Here is a 23,485-nt window from a genome sequence, read left to right on the forward strand (position 1 = left end):
AGAAAACCGTTAGCTGAGAAGGTTGAAAGTTACTATATGGAAGTGCATCTTTGAGTCTTATGGCTGAATTTTCAGGCCATAACAGTGCGAGTGTTATATCGCAAATGAGATTTCTATTTTTATAGAAATGAATTTAGGTGGAATCACGGCTAAGCTCGTCCTTTTTTAGGGACGGGCTTTTTATATGCTATAAATATAGAAAAGGAATATGGATAGAAGGAGAATATGAATTTATCTAAGAAAATAATCCTAGCTTCTTCACTATTTTTTCTTACTGCCTATTCTACTTCCAAGGGAGAAGTAGACAGAGAAACAAATTTAGTGAAAGAAGAAATCACAGATCAAAAGATAGAAGGAAATTTCCAAGAGGAAGAGATTATAGACTTTAATGATCCTGACTTTAATATAGAAAATGTAGATTATGATTCATGTTGTAAATAAGGAGATATTATGAAAAATAAGAAATTATTAGCTGCTTTACTAATAGCTTCAATGAGCTTAACAGCTTGTGTGAAAAATGGGGAAGACGAAAAAATAGATTCAAAGATAGAAACTAGCCAAGAAAACATGCAGGGAGAAAATCTTTTAGATAAAGAACACAGTATAAAAGATGAGCCAAGGTACGGAAGTAAAATTAGGATTGGTTTTGATGGAGATCTTTGTATAGCAGGCCAAAATATAGCAGAAATAGAAGGATACTACAAGGAAAAGGGTCTTGATGTAGAATTTGTAAATACAAAACAAGGTAAAGACGCTTTAGGAACTGGCCAAATTGATGCAATGACAGGAGAGTTTGGTGGACTATTAGTTCCAGCAACTAAGGGACTTAACTATGTCTTCTCAACATCCAACCACTCAGGTTGTAAGTCACTTTATGTTCTAGATGAAAGTTCATATAAAGAAACCAAAGACTTGGAAAATGAAGCTGTTGCTGTAACAAATGGTATAGGTAACAGTGGACATAACACTCTTTTAAGATTCCTATCTCACGATGGAATAGATTCAGACAAGATTAGCGTTAAACCTGTAGATCCTTCTGCAGTAATCCAAGCTTTGGAAAGTGGGGAGATAAAAGGAGCAGTACTTGATGACCAATTTGCCCAAGAATTCTTACAAGCAGGCAAAATTAGGCCTATAAGATCTCTTACAACAGATGAAGATTTCAAGGACGAAGTATGCTGTGTAACAGCATTTAACAGAGATTTCGTCGAGCAAAACCCAATGATTGCTGAACTTGTTGCAGAGCAAATCGCAAGGGGAAGTCACTACGTAGCTGATAATCCAGAGGATGCTTTAAAGAAACTTCAAGATAATAACCTAGCTGCTGGAGATTCTAAAGTTGCTACAGAACTACTTAAAACTTATGATTACAGCCTAGATAACGAAGATGGACTTGAAACAATCAGGGCTTACTTTGATGATTATAAGAAATTAGGTCTAATTGATGATAGCAAATCTACAGATGACTATATCAAAGAATACTGGATACCACTAGGAAATGGAGAAGTCGAAGTAGTTGAATAAGAAGGAGATTTCATGCAAGATAGCAAATTTCTTAATGAAAATTTAAAAGAAAAGCTAACTGCAAAAGACTTAGAAAAACTAGAAAGTGGTGATGAAAAGCCTTCTATTATTGGGCTTTTCATTCCTCTAGTCTTTGCAGTCTTAGCCATTCTAGAATTTATATATGTTAAAAATTATGATCCAAATATAGGAATTACAAGGTTATATCCAACTTTTCTAATGATTCTAGGAGGAATTTACCTACTTTCCCTTCTAATATCATTAAAGTTTGAAAAGATTAGAGATACCTTGAATAAATATTGGCCTTTATATACGGCGATTTTCCTTATATTTATTGTATTTGACCTATTGACATTGAAATTTAATATATTACAATTGCCATATTTCCCATGGTTAGATAAGGTATTTAATTCAATGGCAGCTGATAAGTCCTATCTCCTAGAATCAGTAATATCATCCCTTAAACTTCTCTTTACTGGTTATATTATAGGAGGACTCTTGGGAATAATTACAGGAATTCTTGCGGGTTACTTCGAGAAGGTTAACTACTGGATTGATCCAATTCTAAAACTTCTTGGACCAATTCCTACAACAACTTGGCTTCCACTAGTTATGGTTCTTGCTATTAATTTATTCCAAGGGGCTGTATTTATCATAGCCTTGGGAGTTTGGTTTCAAGTTACTCTTGCAACTATTACAGGAATTAGAAATGTTGACCCTGCCTTTTATGAGGCAGCAAGGACCTTAGGAGCGACTAACAAGGACATGGTAAGAAGAATAGCAATACCATCTGCGATGCCAAATATCTTCCAAGGTCTAGTATCTGCGATGAGTGCAGCTTGTAACGCCCTAATCGTTGCGGAGATGATGGGAGTTGAGTCAGGTCTTGGTTGGTATATAACATGGAAGAGTTCATGGGCAGACTACACTGCTATGTATGGAGCTATAATCCTACTAGCTGTAACCTTCGTTATAGTTAATATCTTAATTAAAAAGCTAAGCGATAGGGTGCTCGTTTGGAAGAATGAGGGGGCAATATAATGACAGAATTAGTTTTTGATAATGTAGGCAAATTATTTACAAGAGCTGACAAAAATGGCTTAACTCATGCCATATCAGATGTTAGCTTTAAGGCCAAAGAGAAAGAATTCGTATCCATAGTTGGTCCTTCCGGCTGCGGTAAAAGTACAATGCTAAGACTTATAGCAGGTCTTATTGGACCAAGCTTTGGCGAAATTACCCTAGATGGAGAAAAAATCACCGAGCCAAGAAGCAACAGGGGCATGGTGTTTCAAAAGCCAACATTATTTCCTTGGCTAACAGTTAAGGAAAATGTATCCTTTTCAGGAGATCTAGCTAAGAAAACTGATGATAAGATGGTAGAGAAACTTCTAAAGAAGGTGGGCCTCGAGGAGTTTAAGGATGTCTATCCGCAAGCCCTTTCAGGAGGAATGGCCCAAAGGGTATCTCTTATAAGAACTCTAATCAACAAACCAGAGGTAATGCTTTTAGATGAGCCACTGGGAGCCCTTGATGCTTTTACTAGAATGAATATGCAAGATTTAATCCTTGACTTATGGAAAGAAGAAGAAAACCTAAACATAATGGTAACCCACGATGTGGACGAAGCAATCTACATGTCAACAAAAGTCCTAGTTATGCAGGCAAATCCTGGAAGAATTAAGAAAATAGTAGACATCGACCTCCCTTACCCAAGATCGAGGACAAGTAAGGAATTTACCGCTTACAGAAATGAAATAATGGAAGAATTAAATATTGATTAGAATCGACTCTCAGAATATTTTCTGGGAGTTTTCTAATGTATAAAAACATTTTGATAAATCGTTTACAAATATTTATATATATATTATATAATGATAGTAGAAAATAAGAAAAGGAGGTCCTATGAAAAAGAAAATATTAAGCCTTCTATCTGCTATTACATTTGTATTTTTACTTTCATCATGCTCTAATGATAGTGAGATTAAGACTGCAGATGATTGGAAGGAGAAGTATCCAGATGTATACGCTACATACCAGGCCAATGCCGATATGAGTGAAACTAAATATGGTGGTTCTGTCCAAGTAGACTATCTAGAAGAATATCCTAACCTTAAAGAATTCTATGATGGTTATGGCTTTAGCAAGCAATACGACAGGGCAAGAGGACATACATACGCTCTAGAAGATGTACTCAATACTAAAAGGCCAAAGGCTGGTGCAAGTTGCTTGGCTTGTAAGAGTGCTGATTTTGTAGTGGCCTTAGAAAAAGGTGGAGTGGATGTAAATGTTATGGATTTTGATGAATTTGTAGAAAATAATCCAGATATGTCAACCATATCTTGCTATGATTGCCATATGAATGATGTGCCAAGTCTACAAGTTACAAGAAGCCATACCCAAAAGGCAATAGAGAAGGGAGAGATCCCAACTAATGCTGATCTTGAAACCATAACTTGTGCCCAATGTCACGTTGAATACTACCAAGATCCTGAAACCAAAGAAGTTATAATGCCAACCAAATACGGTCTAGAAACAGACGATATGTTAAAGTATTATGACGAAATTGAATTTAAGGATTGGGAACATCCTCAGACCAAAGCGCCTATGCTTAAGGCTCAACACCCAGAGTTTGAGACCTTCCACGGATCAGTTCACCAACAAGCAGGCCTTACTTGTATAGACTGTCACATGCCAGAAGTTGAAGGCGAAGATGGAAAGATGGTTAAGTCCCACCACTGGACAAGTCCACTCAAAAACAAAGAGACTCTAGAAAATACCTGCCTATCTTGTCACGCTGGAAAGACTTCAGATGAGCTAATAGCTTGGGTAGAAGAAGTTCAAGGCGAAGTTTATGATAGGACAAATGAGGTTAGTGATAAACTAAAAGTATATATCGATGAACTAGCCCTTCATATCGAAAAGGGAGACTTATCAGATGAGGATAAGGCAAAACTTCAAGATATCCATAGGAAAGCACAGTTTAAATGGGATTTTGTCTTTGTAGAAAATGGAGAAGGATTCCACAATTCTACAAGTGCTCACAAAAACTTAGATGAAGCTGAAGCTCTAATCGATGAAGGTATGGAAATTTTAGATAAGTACAAATAAAATATAAGGACTCAGGGAGAAAACTCCTTATGAGTCCTTTTGTTTTAAAAGGAGATTTATGAAAAATGATAATATAATAAAGAGAATATTTAAGTCTTTTTATACTATGAAATTTGGAATTATTCTTTTGATTGTAATAGCCCTAGTCTCATTAATAGGAACTGTTATACCTCAAGGAAATGATCCGACTTTCTATAGGCAAGGCTATTCTCCGCTGATGGCTGAAGTGATCCTAGCCTTTAACTTTGATAATTTATTCTTTTCTAAATGGTATATATTTCTCACAGGACTTTTACTAGTAAACCTATTCTTGTGCTCAATTAATAGGGCAAGACCAATTATAAAGGCATCCTTTAAAGATCCAGATATTAGTAAGAAAATTAAAAACTTGGATAAATTTATTGAAATTAAGAGTGAAAGTAATGATGAGAAATTATTTAAGGACTTGGGCTTTGGAACATTTAAGGAAGAAGAAATAGATGGAAAGAAAATACGCTACAAATTTTCCAACAAGATTGGTCATTTAGGTTCCTGGCTTACCCACCTATCAATAATTATAATAATACTCTCCTTTGGCTGCGGTAGATATCTAGGCTTTGACGAATATGTATATGGAGTCCCTGGAGAGACCTTAGAACTTGAAAATTCTGACTATCAGATAAAAATTGACAATTATAATGTATTATTTAGAGAAGATTTTACGGTGGAGCAATATATTACAGAGATGACGATCCTTGATAAGGATGGTAAAAGCGTAAAAGAGGGCACATCCATGGTCAACCATCCCTTAAGATTTGATAAATTTAGCGTATATCAGAACTCAACCGGATGGGCTGTGGATGCACTTTTATTTAAAGATAAGAAGTCCTATAAGGAGAAAATTCTCTATAATTCTGAGGTTTTTGTAGAAGACGATAAGAAAATCGCCCTCCAATTAGTAGACTTCTATCCAGATTTCGATTCTGCTAATCCAACCAAGCCAAAGACAAAATCTCCTTTCTTGAAACATCCCGTTGCCCTATACGCACTTTTTTATGATGGAGAAAGGGTTGACATGGGACTTAATCATGTGGGAGATCCTATCGAATGGGAAGAGTACACTTTTGTCCTGGAAAATCCTAAGATGTTTACCCTCCTTCAAGTTGCGGATGATCCTGGAACTTCATTTGCCCTTGTCGGTGGAGCAATCCTTCTTGTTGGCTTATTCTTGGCCTTTTATATGAATCCTAAAGAGATGATTGTAATAGAGGAAAATGGTAGGAAGAGATTGTTTGTCAAACAAGCAAAAAACGACAAGATTTTTGAAAGAAAAATAGAAAAAATACTAGAAGAAATGGAGCTTAGATGATGGATTTATTGAGATTAGAAAACATCTTATTTTATATAGGACTATTTGGATATTTGGTGTCCATGGTTTTATTCATACTATTATTTGTAAATAAAATTGAGAAATTGGGAAAGATTGCTAAGAATATATTTTTAATAGCCTTCATATCCCACACCCTAGCCCTATTTGTGAGGGGAATTAATGCAGGAAGAATTCCTCTGTCAAACCAATATGAGTTTGCTACAGCATTCGCCTGGGGAATTGCGCTTTGTTACTTAATATTCGAAAGGAAATTTAATCTTCTTGCCATGGGGACTTTCGTAAGTCCAATTCTATTTTTGATAATAGGCTATGCGGCTATGAGGGATAAGTCAGTTAGGCCTCTAATGCCAGCTTTAGATAGTAAGTGGCTAGCAGTTCACGTTTCCCTTGCCATAATTTCCTACGGAGCTTTTGCGGTAGCATGTGGTGTATAGGTTATGTATTTATTAAGAGATAAAGTTAATGGGGGAGGATCTTCAGCTATGAGCCTGCCTGACAAGGATGTTTTGGACCTTATTTCTTACCCTAGTTATGATTACAGGATCAATTTGGGCTGAATCCGCTTGGGGCAGGTACTGGGCTTGGGATCCAAAGGAAACTTGGTCTCTTGTGACTTGGATAATATATGCAATATATCTTCACCTTAGAAAATCTAGAGGATGGAGTGGAAAAAGAGCAGCTATATTTTCGATTGTAGGATTTATATCAGTAATATTTACCTACATCGGAGTAAATACCCTCCTCCCATCCCTACATTCCTATGCATAATTAGAGCCTTCGAGGCTCTTTTTATTTATCAATCAAAACTTGTATGATTGAGTAAAAAGAAAGATGGAGTAAAATACTTATAGCTTAATTTATTAAGTGAAAGGAAATTTATGGGTATTAATGAAAATTATAAAAAAGTAATTGAGCCTATTTTTATGGTGGCTTTGATAAGTTTACTGATATTTTTATCGAATGTATCATTATTAATTCTTGCCACAGGCCCAATTCTTTTGAGTATTTATATTTTTAAATACGGATACAAGGGATTTTTAACTACTCTTCTTGGGACTTTTATCCTAGGACTCTTGTATATGGATATAAAAGATTTGATAGTACTAGTAGGCTTGATTTTTCTAATAAGCTTATGCTTTTATCTACCGATTAGATATCAAAAAAACGACAAGGTTGAGATTCTAACGGTATTTATTCTCCTAACTCTTATCCTAACAGGATCCTTTAGCTATTCTCTAGTTAAAGAAGGATTAAGTCTTGATTATCTTGCAAATGAAATGAAGGGGATAATCGAAGGAAGCCTAGAATACAAGTTGCCAATAGAATATATTAAGCTAAGTATAGGGCTTTACCCAAGCTTCTTTGCTTTTTTTTCTTTTATCTACTCTTTAGCTGGCATCAAACTTATTAGAAATTATGTAAGTATAAAGCTAGATTTAGTAGATGACCTTAAGAAAGCTAATGAGCTTAGGTTGGAGTATAAGGATTTGTTAGCCTTTGTGGCCTTTGCAGGTCTTTCCTATCTATTAGCCTTTTTATTTAAAGTAGATATGAACTATGTCTACCTTAATATTGTAGGAATTATCCTAGTTGTTATAGCCTTTAATGGCTTATCGGCCTACGATTATATGATAGCAAAATCATCAATTCCCGTATCTAGGGGATTTCAGTGGTTTTTCATAATTATTTTATTAGAATTTTTGCTGATTTTTTTCGTGATTTTAGGATTTATTGATATAATACTAGATATAAGAAAGAAAAGGAGCTTAAATGAATAAAGAAGATGTATATGTGGGAAGGGAGAATATCATTGCTATAATGGCCCTACCAGCCCTAGCTTCCCTTGTCATATTCTATTACAATCAGATACTTGGATCTGTTGCGATTATCCTAACTATTGTCCTCTTTTTCTTTTTAAGGAATATAAATAGGAAGAAGAAAGATGATTTTCAAAACTATGTGGATGAGATGAATGTATCCTTTGATATAATCACCAAAAATGTAGTCTTTGAGATGCCCTTTCCTATTGCTATAGTAGAAGATGATAGGACAATTAAGTGGCATAATACTTATTTTAGGGATTTATTCGACAAAAAATCTATCGTAGGAAGCGATATAGAGAAGTTTTTGCCAGATTTTTCTGATGTAGACTTTAAAGAAGACGGTATGAGTCTTCCGAAAAACATCAGTATAGATGATAAAATCTTGCAATTTTATTATCAGACTATAACTAATGAAGAAAATGGTAAGACTCAGACATTCCTTTATGGAATCGACAATACTTATGATGAGTCTATCAAGCAACTTTTTAAGGATAAGAGACTGGTATTTTATTCTGTATTCATCGATAACTATGAAGATATCAGAAATTCTACAGAGTCTGTCGACAGACCCCAGGTTATTGGAGAAATTGATAGAGTTATCAATGAGTATTTCAAAAAGTACAATTGCTTAATCCGTAAATACGAAAATGACAGATACATGGTTATAAGCGAGTATCAAGATTACAGGGACATTTACGAGACTAAGTTTTCAATCCTTGACGGGGTAAGAAATATTGAAAAGGGAAATACCCTCCCACCAACCCTATCTATCGGGGTAGGAATTGCGGGAGCAAACCCAACAGATATTTACTCTGATTCTAGAGAGGCTGTAGATATTGCCCTATCTCGTGGAGGAGACCAGGCTGTCGTCAAGCTTGAAGATAATTATGAATATTTTGGTGGAAAGACTAGAGCAATAGAAAAGACTAGCAAGGTAAGGTCTAGGGTAATATCTCAAGCCCTAAGGCGAATGATTCAATCATCACCAGATATTTATATTATGGGACACAATAACCCAGATATGGATTCTTTCGGCTCATCTCTTGGAGTCTATGAAGGAACTTTTGATATGGGAAAAGAAGTTTATATCGTATTAAATGAGGTTACTAGACCAATTGAAAACATGTACGATAGGGTAACGACAGAGCTAGATGAACTTAAGGGAAATATCCTTACAGAAAGTGAAGCACTTAGCAAAATTAGCCCACAATCATTGATAATTGTAACAGATAATCACAGGAAAAACTCAACCGAAGCACCAGCCCTTCTAGATAAAAGCGACAATATTTTTATTATCGACCATCATAGAAGAGGCAAGGATTATATAGAAAATGCTACTATTTCCTATATAGAGCCTTATGCATCAAGTGCATCTGAGCTTGTAACAGAAATCCTATCTTATCTTGACGAAGACTTTAAGGCTAGGACTCCTATAGCGGAAAGTCTCCTTGCAGGTATAACAGTAGATACCAAAAATTTTGTCTACCAGACTGGTGTTAGGACCTTTGAGGCAGCCTCAATTCTTAAAAGATGGGGAGCCGATTCTGTTTATATCAAAAGAATGTTTAAAGATGATTTTGAAATAGTAAAATATAAGTCAGAGGTTATAGCAGATTCATTTATAGTTAATGATTTCATAGCCATAGCCCACTTCAAAAGAGATATCGATGGATCAACACTAATTGCTTCTCAAGCGGCTGATGATCTGTTAAATATAAAGGGAGTTAAGGCAAGCTTTGTCCTTACTATATCCAATAATAAAATTCACATTTCAGGTAGAAGCTTAGGAGATATATCGGTACAATTAATACTAGAGCGTATCGGAGGCGGTGGTCACTTAACAGCTGCTGCTACCCAACTAGATATGACTATGGAAAATGCTGAAGACATGTTAAGAAAAGCAATTAAAGAATATTTAAGAGAGGAAGAAGAAAATGAAAGTAATACTAACAGATAATATTGTAAGAGTTGGAGTTAAGGGAGACCTTGTAGATGTAAAGCCAGGATATTTCAGAAATTTCCTTGATCCTCAAGGAAAAGCTGTAAAGGCAACAAAAGAAAACATGGCTGAACTTGAAAAAATGAGAGAAGAACTTAAGAAGGAAGAAGCAGAAAACAGAAAAGAAGCTGAAGCTCTTAAGGAAAAAATCGAAGCTTTAACAATCACAAAACAAGTTAGAGTTGGAGAAGATGACAAACTATTCGGATCAGTTACAAACAAAGACATTGCTGAAAGCCTAGCAGAAGAAGGAATCGAAATCGACAGAAAGAGAATCGAAGGTGTTGAAAATATCGAAGGCCTTGGAGAATTCGTTCTTAACGCAAGACTTTATGAAGGAGTAAATGCTGACCTTAAAGTTAATGTAGTAGCTGAGGAAGCTTAATGACTGAGGGCCTAAGGCCCCTGCCAAATGACTTCTTAGCAGAACAAGCTATAATCGGAAGTATCCTCGCCAAAAACGAGACTTTCGATAGTGTAAATCAAATTATAAAACCTGTAGACTTTTACGATTCTAGGACTCAGAGGATATATAAGTCCATCCTAAAGATGTTTGAAAAAGACATCAAGGTAGATGAGATTTCTCTTATATCCCAGTTAAAGAATGAAAATATATTACAAGAAGTTGGAGGGGAGGAGTTTATCACTGAGATTACCCTCTCCTCATTTTATACTCCAAATATCGATACATATGCCAAATCAGTCAAGGAAAAATCTATTCTAAGAAGTCTAATAGGGGCGAGTGAAGATATTATCGATTTAAGCTACAGGCACGATGACAAAATCGACTCCATTTTATCAGAAGCAGAATCCAAAATATTTGAAATATCTCAAGACACCCACAACAAGGGCCTTGTTAGATTATCTGAAACGATGAGCGAAACCCTCCAGATGATAAACGAGCTAACCCTATCTGATGGAGAGATAACTGGAGTAACTACAGGTCTTGAGACTGTTGATAACAAGCTATCAGGCCTTCAAAAATCCCAGCTTATCCTTCTTGCAGCTCGTCCTGCCATGGGTAAGACAGCCCTAGGGCTTACTATTGCTTGGAATGCTTGTAAAGAGGACAAGTCTGTTGCCTTCTTCTCTTTAGAGATGAGTACCTACCAGCTTAATCAAAGGCTTTTGTCCATGGTATCTATGGTGAATCTCGAAAATATTATAAGCGGATCCATAAGAGATGAAGACTGGCAGCTTTTAATCCATGCTACCAAAGAGATTACCAGTAAGGATATCTATGTAGACGAAACTCCAGGTATCACCCTATCTGAGATGAGAAGTAAGCTTAAAAGATTAAAGGCTGAGTCAGGCCTTGACCTTGTTGTAATCGACTACCTACAATTGATGCAGGCTGATGGTAGACAAGAAAACAGGCAAAATGAAATCGCATCAATTTCTAGAGGACTTAAATCCCTATCAAAAGAGCTCAACTGTCCTATTTTATCCCTAGCCCAACTTTCTCGTGAGGCCGATAAGAGGGCGGACCATAAGCCTATCCTATCAGATTTAAGAGAATCTGGTGCAATCGAGCAAGACGCTGATGTTGTTATGCTCTTATATAGGGAAGATTATTACGACGAAGAAGACAATCCAAATGTGGCAAAGCTAATTTTTGCCAAGCACAGAAACGGTGCAACTGGAGCAGTCGAGCTATTTTTCAACAAACCATGTACCACCTTCAGAGACTTTACCAATAGAGAAAAAAATGAATAGAATATATCTTAAAAGGATTGATATCGAAACAGCCTTTTTGGTTAAAGAGTGGACAGACTTCAAAGACCCGAGGCTAGTTGGCTACAACTATTCCTCCCTATCTGATTTTGAAATAAAAATCTGGTACGGGTCTATCACTACACCGAGAAAGAAGTATTTTGCAGTCAAAAGATATGAAGACGATAGATTCATAGGTTTTATTGGTCTTAAACAAATTAATCCAATCACTAAAAAGGCTAAGCTTGGTATAGTCTTCGACAGTGCCTATACATCTATGGGCTACGGCTCTGAAGCTGTTAATCTTCTCTTGGATAAGGCCTTTAGTGACTTTAGATTAAAAGAAGTAAGCCTTGATGTAAATTTATTTAACGAAAGAGCCTACAAGGCCTACAAGAAGTGTGGCTTCAAGGATCAGTATGAGTTAACGGAAGTATTCGAGAATCAAGATATAGATTTTGACGAGAGGTATTTTACTTACAAATCAGGACTCATTTATTCGAAAATACTAACTATGAAAATAAAAAAGGATGATTATTATGGACTTTAAGATGCAAGATTTAAAACTAGATATGGGAACTACTCCTCTAGAGAATATGTTCCTAAATACCTATGTACAAATGGCAGATGGAGATGCTCTTAAGGTCTATCTTTTGATTTATAAAGACTGCTACAATTACCGTAGGGTAGACAGTGGGAAGATTAAAAGACAACTTAGATTTTCTGATGAAAGATTTGATAAGGCAGTCGACTTCTGGGTTAATATGGGAGTCTTTAGGCAAAAAAGGGCCGACAATGGTACAGATTTTATAGAAATTGTTTCCCTAAGACAAATGTATTTTGGAGATAGTGAAGACAATCAGTCTACAGAAGCAGCCTATGACCTTGCCCAAAGAAAGTCAATTATGTTTTCGAATATCGAAACTATCATAGGAAGAAGCTTAACGCCTGCTGATATCACAAGGATTCAAGAGGCACTTCTGGAATATAGTTCTGATCCTGAGCTTGTAACAGAAGCCTTTAGACAAGCGAAATCTTCTGGTAATGTCGATGTTAAATATGTAATTGGTTTTGTAAAAACCTGGCGTGACCAAAATATTAAAAGCCTAAATGATTTGAGGATGAAAGAGGAAAGAGATAAGCTAGTAAGGAAGAGGTCACCTCGTAAATACAGGAGAAATCCAGCATCGGCTAGGAAAGATGCAAGTGATAATGATGAAATCTCATCCTTTATCCAAAGAAGAAAAGAAGAAAGATTAAATAGAATTATAAATCAAAGGGGTGAGGATAATGACTCCTAGTCAAAAGGCCAGCGCCATACTTGAAGAACGAAGAAAGCAAGATAAGAGAAATCAGCAAAAAAGAATCAGGGAAGTCTATGAAAAGCTCCCCCAGATCAAAAGCTTGGATAAGCAAATAAAAGAAATCGGCTTTACAACTCTTTCCCTCATAGCAGAAGGTATCGATACAAGGGACTTGGAAAGTAAAATCGACTATCTCACCGCAGAGAAAAGAAGAATCTTAAAGGAAAATGGCTATCCCCTAGACTATATGGATATGCGTTATTTCCACGACAAATGTAAGGATACTGGTTTTATTGGAACTAAAATATGCTCTTGTAGGAAACAATTGATAATCGATCAGAAATATGACCAATCCAATATCAAAAGCCAAATCACAGAAGAAAACTTCAAGTCTTTTAATATCAACCTATTTTCCAAAAACACCAATAAGGTCTATGGAGTAAGCCCTTACGAAAATATGGAATATATTATTAGGGAAGTTAGAAATTATATAAATAACTTCGCCTTTGAGACTAGAAATATCTATATTTATGGAGAAGTCGGCAGGGGAAAGACCTTCCTAATCAACTCTATTGCCAAGGAAATCTTAGATAGGAACTTTTCTGTAGTCTATATGACTTCTACCAAACTCTTTAAGTTCTTAAACGATTACCACTACGCCTTTGAGGATAGGAGGGAGAATCTAGAAGAAAAATACAGGTTGATCTTCGATTGTGACCTTCTAATAATAGATGACTTAGGAGCAGAGTCAACCCGTCCAGCAGACAGGTCTAATCTCTTTGATGTGGTTAACGAGAGGATGAATGACGGTAAGCCTATAATATTTTCATCAAATATAGATGAGGAAGGCCTAGAAGAGATTTACGGGCCTAGAATTTTCTCGAGAATTATGGGCAATAATAGCAGGATTTTTGAAATATTTGGAGAAGACTTAAGATTGAGGTAAATATGCTTGTAGTAGATAGTAAGACTATGAAAAAAATTGACCAATATGCCATAGATGTACTTAAGGTTCCTTCGATTTGCTTAGTAGAAAGGGCAGCCCTTGCTGTGATTAAAAATATTAATCTCGAAAAAAGGACCTCCTTTGCTATTGTAGTAGGAGTAGGAAACAACGGAGCAGATGGCCTTGCTATTGCAAGAAACCTGCTAGCTATGGGAAAGTATGTAGAAATCTATATAGTGGGCGATCTTACTAAACAAAGTCAAGACTTTAAACTAAATCTTGATTCTTGCAAGCGTCTTACAGATAAAATCTTTGAGCCAAAAAGCATAGAAGACCTTGCTATAATGGAAAGGAATCTGGAAGAAGTCTCCACTATAATAGATGCTATCTTTGGCACAGGATTAAACAGGACTGTAGGGGGCATGCAGTCCTACATGATTTCTCTTATAAATAGAACTATGAAGTATACAATCTCTGTCGATATTCCCTCAGGACTTGATGGAGATTCCGGTAGAAATTGGGGAGAAGTCGTAGATAGTGACCTTATCATTTCTATGCAAATAATGAAAAGGGGCGTCTACGAAAAGAGTCACTTTAAGGATAAGTGCATAGTAGAGGATATAGGCATACCACAAAAGGCGATTAGAGCGATTTTGTAAAATTAGAGCGAGCTTGGATATAATATTTGATCCAGCTCTTTTTCTTTACTAAATTTGTGGGAAAAGTGTAAAATATATGTTGAAATTTTAGGCGTTTTAGTATAAACTATTAGGTGGATAGAAATATGAAGATTTATATTTTATAATAAACAAGGAGAAATTAAATGAATGAACAAGAAATTGATTTAATTGAATTGTCTAAGAAAATCGGCAAGCATCTTCCTATGATTATAATATTTTCTATTATAGTAGGTGCGGCAAGTTTTCTTCTATCTAAGTTTGTCATCACTCCTAAGTATGATTCAAATACTACCATGATAGTAAGCAATTCAAATCAAAACAATGACCCAAATAACCCGCAAACTAACGTAGAGCTAGGACAAATTCAAGCCAACAAGGCCCTCATTTCTACATACTCAGAGATAGTTAAGTCAAAGGGCATTGCTGAAAGAGTAATAAATAATCTAGGACTTGATATGGACTATGAAGAATTTTCATCTAAGGTTTCAATCGAACCTGTCAAAGATACTCAAATTATCTCTGTAAAGGTAGTAGATACAATTCCAGAAAGAGCTATGGATATAGCAAATGAAACTGCCAATATTTTTAAATCTTCTATTGGAGAGATTATGAATGTTGACAATGTCCAAATTCTCGATGGGGCAATCCTACCAGAAGAAGCTTCTTCACCAAATATCAAGAAAAATACAGCTATAGGTATAATCCTTGGTTTTGTTCTTGGAGTAGCTGTTGTTCTATTTAAGGAAATAGCAGACTCATCTGTCAAATCAAGCGAAGAAGTTACAGAATATTTCGATATACCAGTTATTGGTATAGTGCCAGATAGTGAACAAGGAAATTAATATGACTAGTAGAAACAATTATTATAGTGCTTCAATGTATGACGAAGCAATTCGTTCTGTAAGAACTAATATACAATTTAGCAGTTTGGATAAGAAAAACAAGGTAATATCTATCACTTCTACCAAGCCTGCCGAAGGAAAGTCCACAGTTATCTATAAACTAGCCAAGTCCTTTGCAGATAATGGAGATAAGGTAATACTTCTAGACTGTGATTTAAGATCTCCTTCTATTTCAGAGATTGCAGGAATTAACGACAATGTTGGCATTACAAATTATCTTACAGGCAAGGTCAATATACAAAGGGCTATAAATAAGGACCGTGAACAGTCAAATCTCGATATGATCTTCACCGGACCTGTTCCACCAAATCCAGCAGAGATTCTAGCATCAAATGCCTTCAAGGACTTCGTTGAAGACCTATCAAAACAGTATGATTATGTTTTTATTGATACACCGCCAGTTGGTCTATTTACTGATGCATCATTAGTATCAACCATAAGCGATGGAGTTATCTTTGTTATAAAGTCATCTGATACCAAGAAGGAAGACATAAGTCTAGCCATTGAGAATCTCAAAAAGGTAGACGCCCATATCCTAGGAGCAGTCCTTACCCATATGCCAATGAAAGAAAAGAAATACGGGAACTATTATTAGATGATAGATATTCATAACCACATAGTCTACGGAGTTGATGATGGGTCTAGGAGTCTTGATGAAAGTATGAAGATGGTAGATCTTTATATGAAAGCAGGCTTTACTGAAATAATAGCCACAAGCCATTTCGATAGGTCAAGGTATATGGTAGAAGCTTCTGAGATTAGAGAAAAGGTTGACTTATTAAATAAAGCAATCGAGGATAGGGGACTTTCCTTTAAGATCCACCCAGGCCACGAAATCCAGGTAGAGGCCGGTATGGAGAATAAGTTAAAGACAGGCGAGCTTCTGACTTTAAATGATACAAGATATGTCCTATGCGAGTTATCCTTTGTAAATAAGCCAAATTTCTTGGAAGAACTATTTTATTCTCTAGGACTTGAAGGATACGTGCCAATCATTGCCCATGCTGAAAGATATCCCTACGTAGAAAAAGATATAGATTGGCTCCTTGACTTCATAAAAAAGGGAGCCCTAGTTCAGATAAACTACTCATCTATCAAGTCCCACAAAGAAGTAACCAAGACCTTGCTTGAAAGAAATATGGTCCACATAATAGGAACTGACGCTCACCAGTCTGAGTGGAGGAGTCCTGAAATAGGTGGATATAAGAGAGAGATTCTTGAAATAATAGGAGAGGAGAAGTTCAAAAAGCTATCTTCTACAAACCCTTCTCTTATCATCAAGGATCAGTTTATCTCTAGTGAATACGACAAGGTTATAGTTAATAAGAAAAAAGAAAAGAAAAGTATATTTAATTTTTGGAGAAGAAAATGAAATTAAAATATATAATCTCTTCTGCCCTCATAATCCTAAGTCTTGCTTCTTGTAATAAAAAGGAAGAAGATTACCAGGCTAAGAATGTAAAGGTTGAGTCAGTCTTTGACAAGGTTGAAAATGGAGCTAAGGACGAGCCAAAGGAAAATGCAAATCCTAAGTCAGAAGAAAAGGCAGGAGAAAATAAAGATAATCCTAAGGGAGAAAATCAAAATAATCCTGAAGGAGATAAGAAGGCAGAAGAAGCCAATAATAAAAAGAAATATAGGACACGTGATACTACAAATATGAGATCTAATCCAAATACGGAAGAAGATAACATACTAGTAGCAGTTCCAGGAGGAAGGGAATTCGAAGCCATAGAAGAGGCAAACGCCGAAGACGGTGTATGGATAAAGTTAAACTTCGAAGGAAATACCGGATTTATCAGAAAAGATCTCTTGGATGAAGTAAATTAGACCGCTATAGTTAGCGGTTTTTGCTTACTCAATTTTAATAAAACCCCCCATTTATATTTACAATTTCGCTTGTTATATATTTAGCCTTGTCAGAAATTAAAAACTCTACTAAATCTCCTATCTCTTCTGGGCTTGCAAATCTATTAAGACCTACTTCTTTCTTTAGCTCTTCTAATTCATTAGAATCAAAGTCATTTCTCATCATATCCGTATCTACAATACCACAAGCTATGGCGTTGACTCTAATATTCATAGGGCTAAGCTCCTTGGCCAGGGATTTAGTAAAGGAGTTAATAGCACCCTTGCTTGCTGCATATGCACTTTCCATACTTGCTCCAGCTTCTCCCCAGATAGATGACAAGTTAACGATAATTCCATCTTCATTTTCTAGCATCTTAGGGACTGCTCTTTTGGATGTCAGAAATACAGAGTCTAAGTTAGTAGCGAGAATCTCCTTCCACTTATCGAAGGTTGTATCCTGGATTAGGGAAAAGTGGGATATGCCTGCGTTATTAATTAAAATATCGATATGACCGAAGTTATTTTCACCTATCTCAAACATTTTCTCTACTTCATCTTCCTTACTAACATCTGCCTTTACAGCAATTACAAAGGGATTTTCTTTCCTGAGTTCGTTAAGAAGCTTAAGGGCAGCTTCCTCGCTTTTATTATAATTTATTATGATTTTATAATTCTTATTAAGCTTCCTACATATGGCAGCCCCTATGCCACGTGAGGAGCCTGTTACTAATACTGTTTTCATATCTATATTCTATCACAGAATCTTGTAATTAAGATAGGGCTCTTTGGGTATCAATGTAAAGAGAGAAGAAAGGATTAGATATGAAATATTACACACTTAATGACGGACTTAAAGTTCCATCTGTAGGAATGGGAACTTATAAGATAGAAGATGAAAAACTAATGGAAGAAGTAATTCAAGCTGCCCTTGAACTAGGTTATGAGTATTTTGATACTGCTAAATACTATAACAATGAGGCCTACATAGGAAAGGCTTTGGAAAATTCTCCCGCCAAAAGAGAAGATTATATGCTAGCGACAAAGGTTTGGCCAAAGGATTTTGGGATAGATCAGACTAAAAGATCGATTGATGAATCCCTTAAGGATCTTAGGACAGATTATCTAGATGTAATCCACCTCCACTGGTTTGGCAAGGATTTCGATAAGGCTTGGAAGGTCTTCATGGATTACAAAGACCAAGGAATAGTTAAATCAATTGCTGTATGTAATTTCATGCCAGAGCAATTAGTGAAGTTACTTGAACTAGGAGAAGCTCCATCAATGGACCAATTGGAAAGCCACCTCTTCTTACAAGATACAGAAACAAGGGCCTTCCTTAAGGAAAATAATATAAAACACCAAGCCTGGAGTCCACTTGCAAGGACTAGGGGAGGCTTACTTGATGAAGAAATCCTAAAACAATTGGCACATAAGTACAATAAAACTCCAGCTCAAATAGCCTTAAGATGGAATATTGATCAAGGAACAATGATAATTCCAAAGTCAGTGCACGCTAACAGACTTAAGGAAAACATTGATATCTTTGATTTTGAGCTTGAAGAATGCGATATGCATGCCCTAGCAAGTCTTGATAGGAAAGAGAGATTCTCCCAGGACCCACTAGATGAAGCTTGGTTAGAAGAAATTAGAAATATGTAAGTTATTTACAAGATAAGTCAAGAAGAATTAATTTAGCTATAAAATTTGTACTATTAATATAAAGGAGGAAATATGGCAGACGATATGAAGAAAATGGATCCTACAGAGAAAAATGGTCTAGGAGATCCTATACCAAGTAGAAACCAAAATGTAAATGATGATCCAACCCTAAGAAGATCTGGCGGTCAAATCGTAGATAATGACGAAGATACCATGACTGCTGGAGAAAGAGGCCATGTATCAATCCAAGACTTGTGGCTTTTTGAAAAGCACGCCCACTTCAATAGAGAAGTTATCCCAGAAAGAAGGATGCACGCTAAGGGCTGGGGAGCTTGGGGTGAGTTTACAGTAACCCATGACATTAGCAAATACACAAGAGCTAAACTATTTTCTAAAGTAGGAAATAAGTGCAAGATGTTTACTAGGATGAGTACAGTTGCAGGAGAACGTGGTGCGGCTGATGCTGAAAGAGATATCCGTGGCTTTGCCTTAAGATTTTACACAGAAGAGGGCAATTGGGACATAGTCGGTAACAATACGCCAGTATTTTTCTTTAGAGACCCAATGAAATTTATTGACCTTAACCACGCTGTAAAAAGAGATCCTAAATCCCACCTAAGAAGTCCAAACACCAACTTCGACTACTGGTCATCCCTACCAGAATCACTCTTACAGACAACAATCATCAACTCTGATAGGGGAATACCTTCTTCATTTAGGTATATGCACGGCTTCGGTTCCCACACCTATTCTATGTACAATGAAGATGGCGAAAGGGTTTGGGTAAAATTCCACTTTAGAAGTGAGCAAGGAATCCAAAACTACACCGACCAAGAAGCTGAGAAGGTAAACGGAAAGGATAGGGAATCTTCTGGAAGAGACTTATATGAAGCAATAGAAAAGGGTATGTATCCAAAATGGAAAATGTATATACAAGTAATGACAGAAGAAGAAGCGAAAAATCATCCTACAAATCCTTTTGACCTTACCAAAATGTGGCTTAAGAAAGACTATCCTTTAATTCCTGTAGGAGAATACGTCCTAAACAAATACCCTGATAACTTCTTCCAAGATGTGGAACAAGCTGCTTTCTCACCAGCTAATATTATTCCAGGAATTGGACTTTCACCAGATAGGGTTCTCCAAGCAAGAGCCTTCATGTACTCTGATGCCCAAAGATATAGACTTGGCGTAAACCACCACCAGATTCCTGTAAATAGTCCACAAGGAGTTAAAAATCCTCACGACTTCCACAGGGATGGAGCTATGAGAGTTGACGGAAATAAGGGAAGCGAGCTTCATTATAGACCTAATTCCTACGGAGCATGGCAGGATGATCCTAGTCTTGAAAGACCAGCCGATGAGGGTGGTGAAGTTAAAAGATATGATTTTAGAAAAGATGATAATGACTATTTCACCCAACCAGGCATGCTCTTTAATAGGATGACCGATGAGCAAAAGCTAGTCCTTTTCGAAAATACTGCTAGGAATATGGGAGATTCCACAATGCAAATTAAGCATAGATATATCAGAAACTGCTATCTTGCAGATCCAGCTTATGGAAAGGGAGTTGCAGAAGCCTTGGGAATTGATATAGAAAGTGTAAATGTCGATGTTACCCCACCAAAGTCTAGAAAAGAATGGGAAGAGTATGTGGCTATGGATTCTGACTTAAACTATCCTACTGAGGCAATTGAGCCAGAAAGTGCCAAGGACCTAGGACCAGCTGGAAGAGATACCAACGTAGCTAATCCAAAGACCTTAAGCTCTTGGGAAGACGATCCGTATCTACTATAATTTAACAAATACTAGGAAATACCAGAGAATTTATTTCTTTGGTATTTTTTGTTTAAAAAAAATTACAAGAAAAGTTGAACAACGTTCATTAGGGCGTATCATATACTTGTAGCAATTAATGAACGGCGTTCATTTTGAAGAAATTGGAGTGATTATATGGTAAGTTTTACGAACGACAAGGGAAAAGCTATAATGGAGGCTGCTCTTAGGATTTTCAAATCTAAGGGAGCTGATAATACTTCCGTAAGAGATGTGATGAAGGAAGCAGGATTTGGCCTGGGGACCTTCTATCTTTACTATTCCGATAAGAAGGACTTGAAGGAGAAGATTGTCCTAAATATAGCTAAGGATATTATTCTTAAGGCGGAAGATAGCTGTAATCAGGAAGATCCTATCGAAAGATACATATACTTTCTCGATTATATCATAGATTATCTCATAGCCCATCCATTTGAGCTCGACCTTGTAAGTAAGAATATCACTTGGGCCCTTTATACTAAGATTGAAAATGATGAACAGCTTAAAGAAGCTGAATCGTCCTTACATTTTATTCTTAGCAAGTATGAGAATCTCTTTACAGGGGATTATACCGAGAGCCAGAAACTCTACATACTTTCTTTGACCCTAGAAATCGTAATGTCAACTTGTAAAAGTGCTACAATGGATGAATCGATTTTGACTATTGGGGAGATGAAGCCAGTTTTGTATGCTAATATTAAAAAAATGTTTAATAGAACAGGAGAGATAGAATGAAAAAGATAACAAAGTTTATTTCGCACCATCCTAGACTTGTGTTATTGATAATGACATTATTATTGATACCATCTTGGATAGGATATAAGAATACAGGTGTGAACTATGATATCTTGTCATATTTGCCAGCTGACCTTGAAAGTACCCAGGGCCAGGAGATATTAGATAAAGATTTCAAAAATGCAGCCACTGGTATGCTGATTCTTAAGGGCGATGATTATGATGCAGACAAACTTAAGGAAGAGATTTTAAAGATTGAGGGAGTAGAAGATGTTATTTCCAAATCTTCTATCCTGGGAGATAGCGTACCAGACGAGTTTTTACCTGATGAGATTAGAGACGTCTTTTATGCAGAAGATTCGACTATGCTTATGGTTAAGTTTAGCGAAAGCTCTTCTTCATTTAAGACAATGGAAGCAATAGATCAGATTAAGGCTATTGAGTCAAAAGAGAAATTTTTAAGTGGTATATCATCTTTAGTTAAGGATACTAAGGATTTAATAGATCACGAAACACCCATATATGTAGGACTCGCGGTAGTGCTAGCCTTGATTGTCCTAAGTTTTACAAATGAATCGACAATTATACCATTTCTTTTCTTATTAAATATCGGCTATGCGATTTTGTATAACTTCGGAAGTAATGTTTTCTTAGGAGAGATTTCCTATATAACTAAGGCCATAGCGGCAGTATTGCAGCTTGCTGTAACGACAGACTACTCAATCTTCTTATATCACAGATATGCAGAAGAAAAGAAAAGACGTGATTCCAACAACGTAGCCATGGATAAGGCTATGCAAAAGACTATAGCATCAATCTTTGCTTCATCACTTACAACTTTTGCAGGATTTTTGGTACTTATATTGATGAGGTTGGGACTTGGTAAGGATATCGGTCTTGTAATGAGTAAGGGTGTCCTTCTAGGACTAATTTCTACAGTAGTAGTATTACCACCTATGATATTAATAGCTGAAAAACTAGTAGAAAGATTTAACCACAGGGTCTTCCTACCATCTTTCGAGAAGACTTCAAATCTTGTCCTAAATCACAAGAAGACATTTTTCGTAGCTTTCTTGATCCTTTTTGTACCAGCTATTTATGGGGCACATAATACAGACCTTTACTACAATCTGGATAGGTCTCTTCCTGAAGATCTTGATTCGATTGTAGCCTTAAACAAGATGAAAAAAGATTATGACATGGCTTCAACCCACTTTGCTGTGGTAAGTGATGACTTGAGTAAGCAAAATATTAATGGACTTGTGGATGAGCTTGATAAGGTAGAAGGTGTAAACAATGTTTTAGGTCTTAACTCTTTTACAGGCCTAACTCTTCCAGATAGTGTTCTACCAGATAAACTAAAAGATAACTTCCATAAGAACGGATATCAAATGCTTATGATGAATTCTAAGTATCAGACAGCATCAGATGAGGTAAATGAGCAAGTTGATGAAATTCATAAAATAATCAAAGAACACGATCCTGATGGATATCTTACAGGTGAGGCAGTCCTTACAAAAGACCTTACGACAATATCTGATAGGGACTTCAAGATGGTTAACATAGCATCAATTGCGACTGTATTTGTAATACTAGCATTTGTATTCAAATCACTTGGAATTCCTATAGTTTTAATAGCAGTTATCGAACTTGCTATACAAATCAACATGGGTATCCCATTCTACTTGGGTCAGACAATCCCATTTGTAACATCAATCATAATAGGTGTTGTCCAATTAGGATCTACAATCGACTACTCTATCCTTATGATGGATAGGTTCTTAGCAGAATATAAGAAGAGCGGAGATGTAAACAAGTCGCTTAAGCTAACAGTTAAGGAAGCTTCAAAATCTATTGTAACTTCAGCTCTATCATTTATGGCTGCGACAGTAGGTGTAGGCTTGTATTCAAAAATGGAAATAGTTTCAACAATATGTATGTTCTTGGCAAGAGGAGCTATAATAAGTATGCTTTCAATAATATTCTTCCTACCAGCCATAATCAGCATAACATTTCCATTTATCAAAAAGACAACTAAGGGAATTAATTAGGAG

25 protein-coding genes and 1 other annotated feature (1 of these 26 running past the window's edge) are annotated in these 23,485 nt (G+C 36.2%); of the genes, 24 read left to right on the plus strand and 1 reads right to left on the minus strand.

Annotation, left to right across the window (positions count from 1 at the left end):
• Positions 1-166 (plus strand) — a binding site (T-box leader) (it extends 45 nt beyond the left edge of the window).
• 59 nt (positions 167-225) lie between these two features.
• The 20 genes from APRE_RS02770 to APRE_RS02860 all read left to right on the plus strand — a co-directional run bounded on the left by APRE_RS02770 (position 226) and on the right by APRE_RS02860 (position 17,201).
• Complete coding sequence (locus APRE_RS02770) at positions 226-441, plus strand: hypothetical protein (RefSeq protein WP_015777483.1); 216 nt, start codon at positions 226-228, stop codon at positions 439-441.
• A 9-nt stretch (positions 442-450) separates the two neighbouring features.
• On the plus strand, positions 451-1,524 hold the full coding sequence (locus APRE_RS02775) for an ABC transporter substrate-binding protein (protein WP_015777484.1): 1,074 nt from the start codon (positions 451-453) through the stop codon (positions 1,522-1,524).
• Between the two features lie 12 nt (positions 1,525-1,536).
• Positions 1,537-2,565, plus strand: a complete 1,029-nt coding sequence (locus APRE_RS02780; protein ID WP_015777485.1) for an ABC transporter permease — start codon at positions 1,537-1,539, stop codon at positions 2,563-2,565.
• On the plus strand, positions 2,565-3,308 hold the full coding sequence (locus APRE_RS02785) for an ABC transporter ATP-binding protein (RefSeq protein WP_015777486.1): 744 nt from the start codon (positions 2,565-2,567) through the stop codon (positions 3,306-3,308). The genes APRE_RS02780 and APRE_RS02785 overlap by 1 nt, the downstream gene beginning before the upstream one ends.
• 121 nt (positions 3,309-3,429) lie before the next feature.
• On the plus strand, positions 3,430-4,635 hold the full coding sequence (locus APRE_RS02790) for an ammonia-forming cytochrome c nitrite reductase subunit c552 (RefSeq protein WP_015777487.1): 1,206 nt from the start codon (positions 3,430-3,432) through the stop codon (positions 4,633-4,635).
• Between the two features lie 58 nt (positions 4,636-4,693).
• The gene (gene resB / locus APRE_RS02795; protein WP_015777488.1) at positions 4,694-5,983 is read left to right on the plus strand and encodes a cytochrome c biogenesis protein ResB; all 1,290 of its coding nucleotides are present in this window, start codon (positions 4,694-4,696) and stop codon (positions 5,981-5,983) included.
• Positions 5,980-6,438, plus strand: coding sequence for a cytochrome c biogenesis protein CcsA (gene ccsA / locus APRE_RS09890; RefSeq protein ID WP_257005691.1), 459 nt, complete (start codon positions 5,980-5,982; stop codon positions 6,436-6,438). Before resB ends, ccsA (APRE_RS09890) begins: the two co-directional genes overlap by 4 nt.
• Positions 6,439-6,505: 67 nt before the next feature.
• Positions 6,506-6,772 carry a cytochrome c biogenesis protein CcsA gene (gene ccsA / locus APRE_RS09895; RefSeq protein ID WP_257005692.1) on the plus strand — a complete coding sequence of 89 codons (267 nt, stop codon included), beginning with the start codon at positions 6,506-6,508 and terminating at the stop codon, positions 6,770-6,772.
• Between the two features lie 110 nt (positions 6,773-6,882).
• Entirely contained in the window at positions 6,883-7,782 is a 900-nt protein-coding gene (locus tag APRE_RS02805; RefSeq protein WP_015777489.1) for a hypothetical protein, read from the plus strand.
• Complete coding sequence (locus APRE_RS02810; RefSeq protein WP_015777490.1) at positions 7,775-9,784, plus strand: DHH family phosphoesterase; 2,010 nt, start codon at positions 7,775-7,777, stop codon at positions 9,782-9,784. Before APRE_RS02805 ends, APRE_RS02810 begins: the two co-directional genes overlap by 8 nt.
• A complete protein-coding gene (gene rplI, locus APRE_RS02815; protein ID WP_015777491.1) occupies positions 9,762-10,211 on the plus strand; it encodes a 50S ribosomal protein L9 in 450 nt (149 codons plus the stop codon). The genes APRE_RS02810 and rplI overlap by 23 nt, the downstream gene beginning before the upstream one ends.
• Complete coding sequence (gene dnaB, locus APRE_RS02820; RefSeq protein WP_015777492.1) at positions 10,211-11,542, plus strand: replicative DNA helicase; 1,332 nt, start codon at positions 10,211-10,213, stop codon at positions 11,540-11,542. Before rplI ends, dnaB begins: the two co-directional genes overlap by 1 nt.
• Positions 11,535-12,089 carry a GNAT family N-acetyltransferase gene (locus tag APRE_RS02825; RefSeq protein ID WP_015777493.1) on the plus strand — a complete coding sequence of 185 codons (555 nt, stop codon included), beginning with the start codon at positions 11,535-11,537 and terminating at the stop codon, positions 12,087-12,089. The genes dnaB and APRE_RS02825 overlap by 8 nt, the downstream gene beginning before the upstream one ends.
• Positions 12,079-12,840: a DnaD domain-containing protein gene (locus tag APRE_RS02830; RefSeq protein WP_015777494.1), complete on the plus strand. Its 762-nt coding sequence runs from the start codon at positions 12,079-12,081 to the stop codon at positions 12,838-12,840. The genes APRE_RS02825 and APRE_RS02830 overlap by 11 nt, the downstream gene beginning before the upstream one ends.
• Entirely contained in the window at positions 12,830-13,789 is a 960-nt protein-coding gene (locus APRE_RS02835; protein WP_015777495.1) for an ATP-binding protein, read from the plus strand. The genes APRE_RS02830 and APRE_RS02835 overlap by 11 nt, the downstream gene beginning before the upstream one ends.
• 2 nt (positions 13,790-13,791) lie before the next feature.
• On the plus strand, positions 13,792-14,448 hold the full coding sequence (locus tag APRE_RS02840) for an NAD(P)H-hydrate epimerase (protein ID WP_015777496.1): 657 nt from the start codon (positions 13,792-13,794) through the stop codon (positions 14,446-14,448).
• Between the two features lie 164 nt (positions 14,449-14,612).
• Positions 14,613-15,311: a YveK family protein gene (locus APRE_RS02845; RefSeq protein WP_015777497.1), complete on the plus strand. Its 699-nt coding sequence runs from the start codon at positions 14,613-14,615 to the stop codon at positions 15,309-15,311.
• A 1-nt stretch (position 15,312) separates the two neighbouring features.
• Positions 15,313-15,966, plus strand: a complete 654-nt coding sequence (locus tag APRE_RS02850) for a CpsD/CapB family tyrosine-protein kinase (protein ID WP_015777498.1) — start codon at positions 15,313-15,315, stop codon at positions 15,964-15,966.
• The gene (locus tag APRE_RS02855; protein WP_015777499.1) at positions 15,967-16,743 is read left to right on the plus strand and encodes a tyrosine-protein phosphatase; all 777 of its coding nucleotides are present in this window, start codon (positions 15,967-15,969) and stop codon (positions 16,741-16,743) included. It abuts the gene before it with no gap.
• On the plus strand, positions 16,740-17,201 hold the full coding sequence (locus tag APRE_RS02860) for an SH3 domain-containing protein (protein ID WP_015777500.1): 462 nt from the start codon (positions 16,740-16,742) through the stop codon (positions 17,199-17,201). Before APRE_RS02855 ends, APRE_RS02860 begins: the two co-directional genes overlap by 4 nt.
• Positions 17,202-17,235: 34 nt before the next feature.
• On the opposite strand, the gene ymfI is transcribed toward APRE_RS02860, so the two are convergent.
• On the minus strand, positions 17,236-17,964 hold the full coding sequence (gene ymfI / locus APRE_RS02865; RefSeq protein ID WP_015777501.1) for an elongation factor P 5-aminopentanone reductase: 729 nt from the start codon (positions 17,962-17,964) through the stop codon (positions 17,236-17,238).
• A gap of 80 nt (positions 17,965-18,044) precedes the next feature.
• On the opposite strand from ymfI, the gene APRE_RS02870 reads away from it, so the two are divergent.
• The 4 genes from APRE_RS02870 (at position 18,045) to APRE_RS02885 (ending at position 23,482) form a co-directional block, all read left to right on the plus strand.
• Positions 18,045-18,881 (plus strand): aldo/keto reductase, encoded by an 837-nt coding sequence (locus APRE_RS02870; protein WP_015777502.1) that lies wholly within the window; start codon positions 18,045-18,047, stop codon positions 18,879-18,881.
• 72 nt (positions 18,882-18,953) lie between these two features.
• Positions 18,954-20,678, plus strand: coding sequence for a catalase (locus tag APRE_RS02875; protein WP_015777503.1), 1,725 nt, complete (start codon positions 18,954-18,956; stop codon positions 20,676-20,678).
• A 156-nt stretch (positions 20,679-20,834) separates the two neighbouring features.
• Positions 20,835-21,431, plus strand: coding sequence for a TetR/AcrR family transcriptional regulator (locus APRE_RS02880; protein ID WP_015777504.1), 597 nt, complete (start codon positions 20,835-20,837; stop codon positions 21,429-21,431).
• Positions 21,428-23,482: an efflux RND transporter permease subunit gene (locus APRE_RS02885; protein ID WP_015777505.1), complete on the plus strand. Its 2,055-nt coding sequence runs from the start codon at positions 21,428-21,430 to the stop codon at positions 23,480-23,482. The genes APRE_RS02880 and APRE_RS02885 overlap by 4 nt, the downstream gene beginning before the upstream one ends.
• The last annotated feature ends 3 nt before the right edge of the window (positions 23,483-23,485 follow it).

Source organism: Anaerococcus prevotii DSM 20548, assembly GCF_000024105.1.
In the GTDB taxonomy this organism is placed as follows: domain Bacteria; phylum Bacillota; class Clostridia; order Tissierellales; family Peptoniphilaceae; genus Anaerococcus; species Anaerococcus prevotii.

Coding starts and splice junctions, on each gene's coding strand:
- APRE_RS02770 (WP_015777483.1), top strand. CDS start 226: ATGAATTTATCTAAGAAAATAATCCTAGCTTCTTCACTATTTTTTCTT.
- APRE_RS02775 (WP_015777484.1), top strand. CDS start 451: ATGAAAAATAAGAAATTATTAGCTGCTTTACTAATAGCTTCAATGAGC.
- APRE_RS02780 (WP_015777485.1), top strand. CDS start 1,537: ATGCAAGATAGCAAATTTCTTAATGAAAATTTAAAAGAAAAGCTAACT.
- APRE_RS02785 (WP_015777486.1), top strand. CDS start 2,565: ATGACAGAATTAGTTTTTGATAATGTAGGCAAATTATTTACAAGAGCT.
- APRE_RS02790 (WP_015777487.1), top strand. CDS start 3,430: ATGAAAAAGAAAATATTAAGCCTTCTATCTGCTATTACATTTGTATTT.
- resB (WP_015777488.1), top strand. CDS start 4,694: ATGAAAAATGATAATATAATAAAGAGAATATTTAAGTCTTTTTATACT.
- ccsA (WP_257005691.1), top strand. CDS start 5,980: ATGATGGATTTATTGAGATTAGAAAACATCTTATTTTATATAGGACTA.
- ccsA (WP_257005692.1), top strand. CDS start 6,506: ATGTTTTGGACCTTATTTCTTACCCTAGTTATGATTACAGGATCAATT.
- APRE_RS02805 (WP_015777489.1), top strand. CDS start 6,883: ATGGGTATTAATGAAAATTATAAAAAAGTAATTGAGCCTATTTTTATG.
- APRE_RS02810 (WP_015777490.1), top strand. CDS start 7,775: ATGAATAAAGAAGATGTATATGTGGGAAGGGAGAATATCATTGCTATA.
- rplI (WP_015777491.1), top strand. CDS start 9,762: ATGAAAGTAATACTAACAGATAATATTGTAAGAGTTGGAGTTAAGGGA.
- dnaB (WP_015777492.1), top strand. CDS start 10,211: ATGACTGAGGGCCTAAGGCCCCTGCCAAATGACTTCTTAGCAGAACAA.
- APRE_RS02825 (WP_015777493.1), top strand. CDS start 11,535: ATGAATAGAATATATCTTAAAAGGATTGATATCGAAACAGCCTTTTTG.
- APRE_RS02830 (WP_015777494.1), top strand. CDS start 12,079: ATGGACTTTAAGATGCAAGATTTAAAACTAGATATGGGAACTACTCCT.
- APRE_RS02835 (WP_015777495.1), top strand. CDS start 12,830: ATGACTCCTAGTCAAAAGGCCAGCGCCATACTTGAAGAACGAAGAAAG.
- APRE_RS02840 (WP_015777496.1), top strand. CDS start 13,792: ATGCTTGTAGTAGATAGTAAGACTATGAAAAAAATTGACCAATATGCC.
- APRE_RS02845 (WP_015777497.1), top strand. CDS start 14,613: ATGAATGAACAAGAAATTGATTTAATTGAATTGTCTAAGAAAATCGGC.
- APRE_RS02850 (WP_015777498.1), top strand. CDS start 15,313: ATGACTAGTAGAAACAATTATTATAGTGCTTCAATGTATGACGAAGCA.
- APRE_RS02855 (WP_015777499.1), top strand. CDS start 15,967: ATGATAGATATTCATAACCACATAGTCTACGGAGTTGATGATGGGTCT.
- APRE_RS02860 (WP_015777500.1), top strand. CDS start 16,740: ATGAAATTAAAATATATAATCTCTTCTGCCCTCATAATCCTAAGTCTT.
- ymfI (WP_015777501.1), bottom strand. CDS start 17,964: ATGAAAACAGTATTAGTAACAGGCTCCTCACGTGGCATAGGGGCTGCC.
- APRE_RS02870 (WP_015777502.1), top strand. CDS start 18,045: ATGAAATATTACACACTTAATGACGGACTTAAAGTTCCATCTGTAGGA.
- APRE_RS02875 (WP_015777503.1), top strand. CDS start 18,954: ATGGCAGACGATATGAAGAAAATGGATCCTACAGAGAAAAATGGTCTA.
- APRE_RS02880 (WP_015777504.1), top strand. CDS start 20,835: ATGGTAAGTTTTACGAACGACAAGGGAAAAGCTATAATGGAGGCTGCT.
- APRE_RS02885 (WP_015777505.1), top strand. CDS start 21,428: ATGAAAAAGATAACAAAGTTTATTTCGCACCATCCTAGACTTGTGTTA.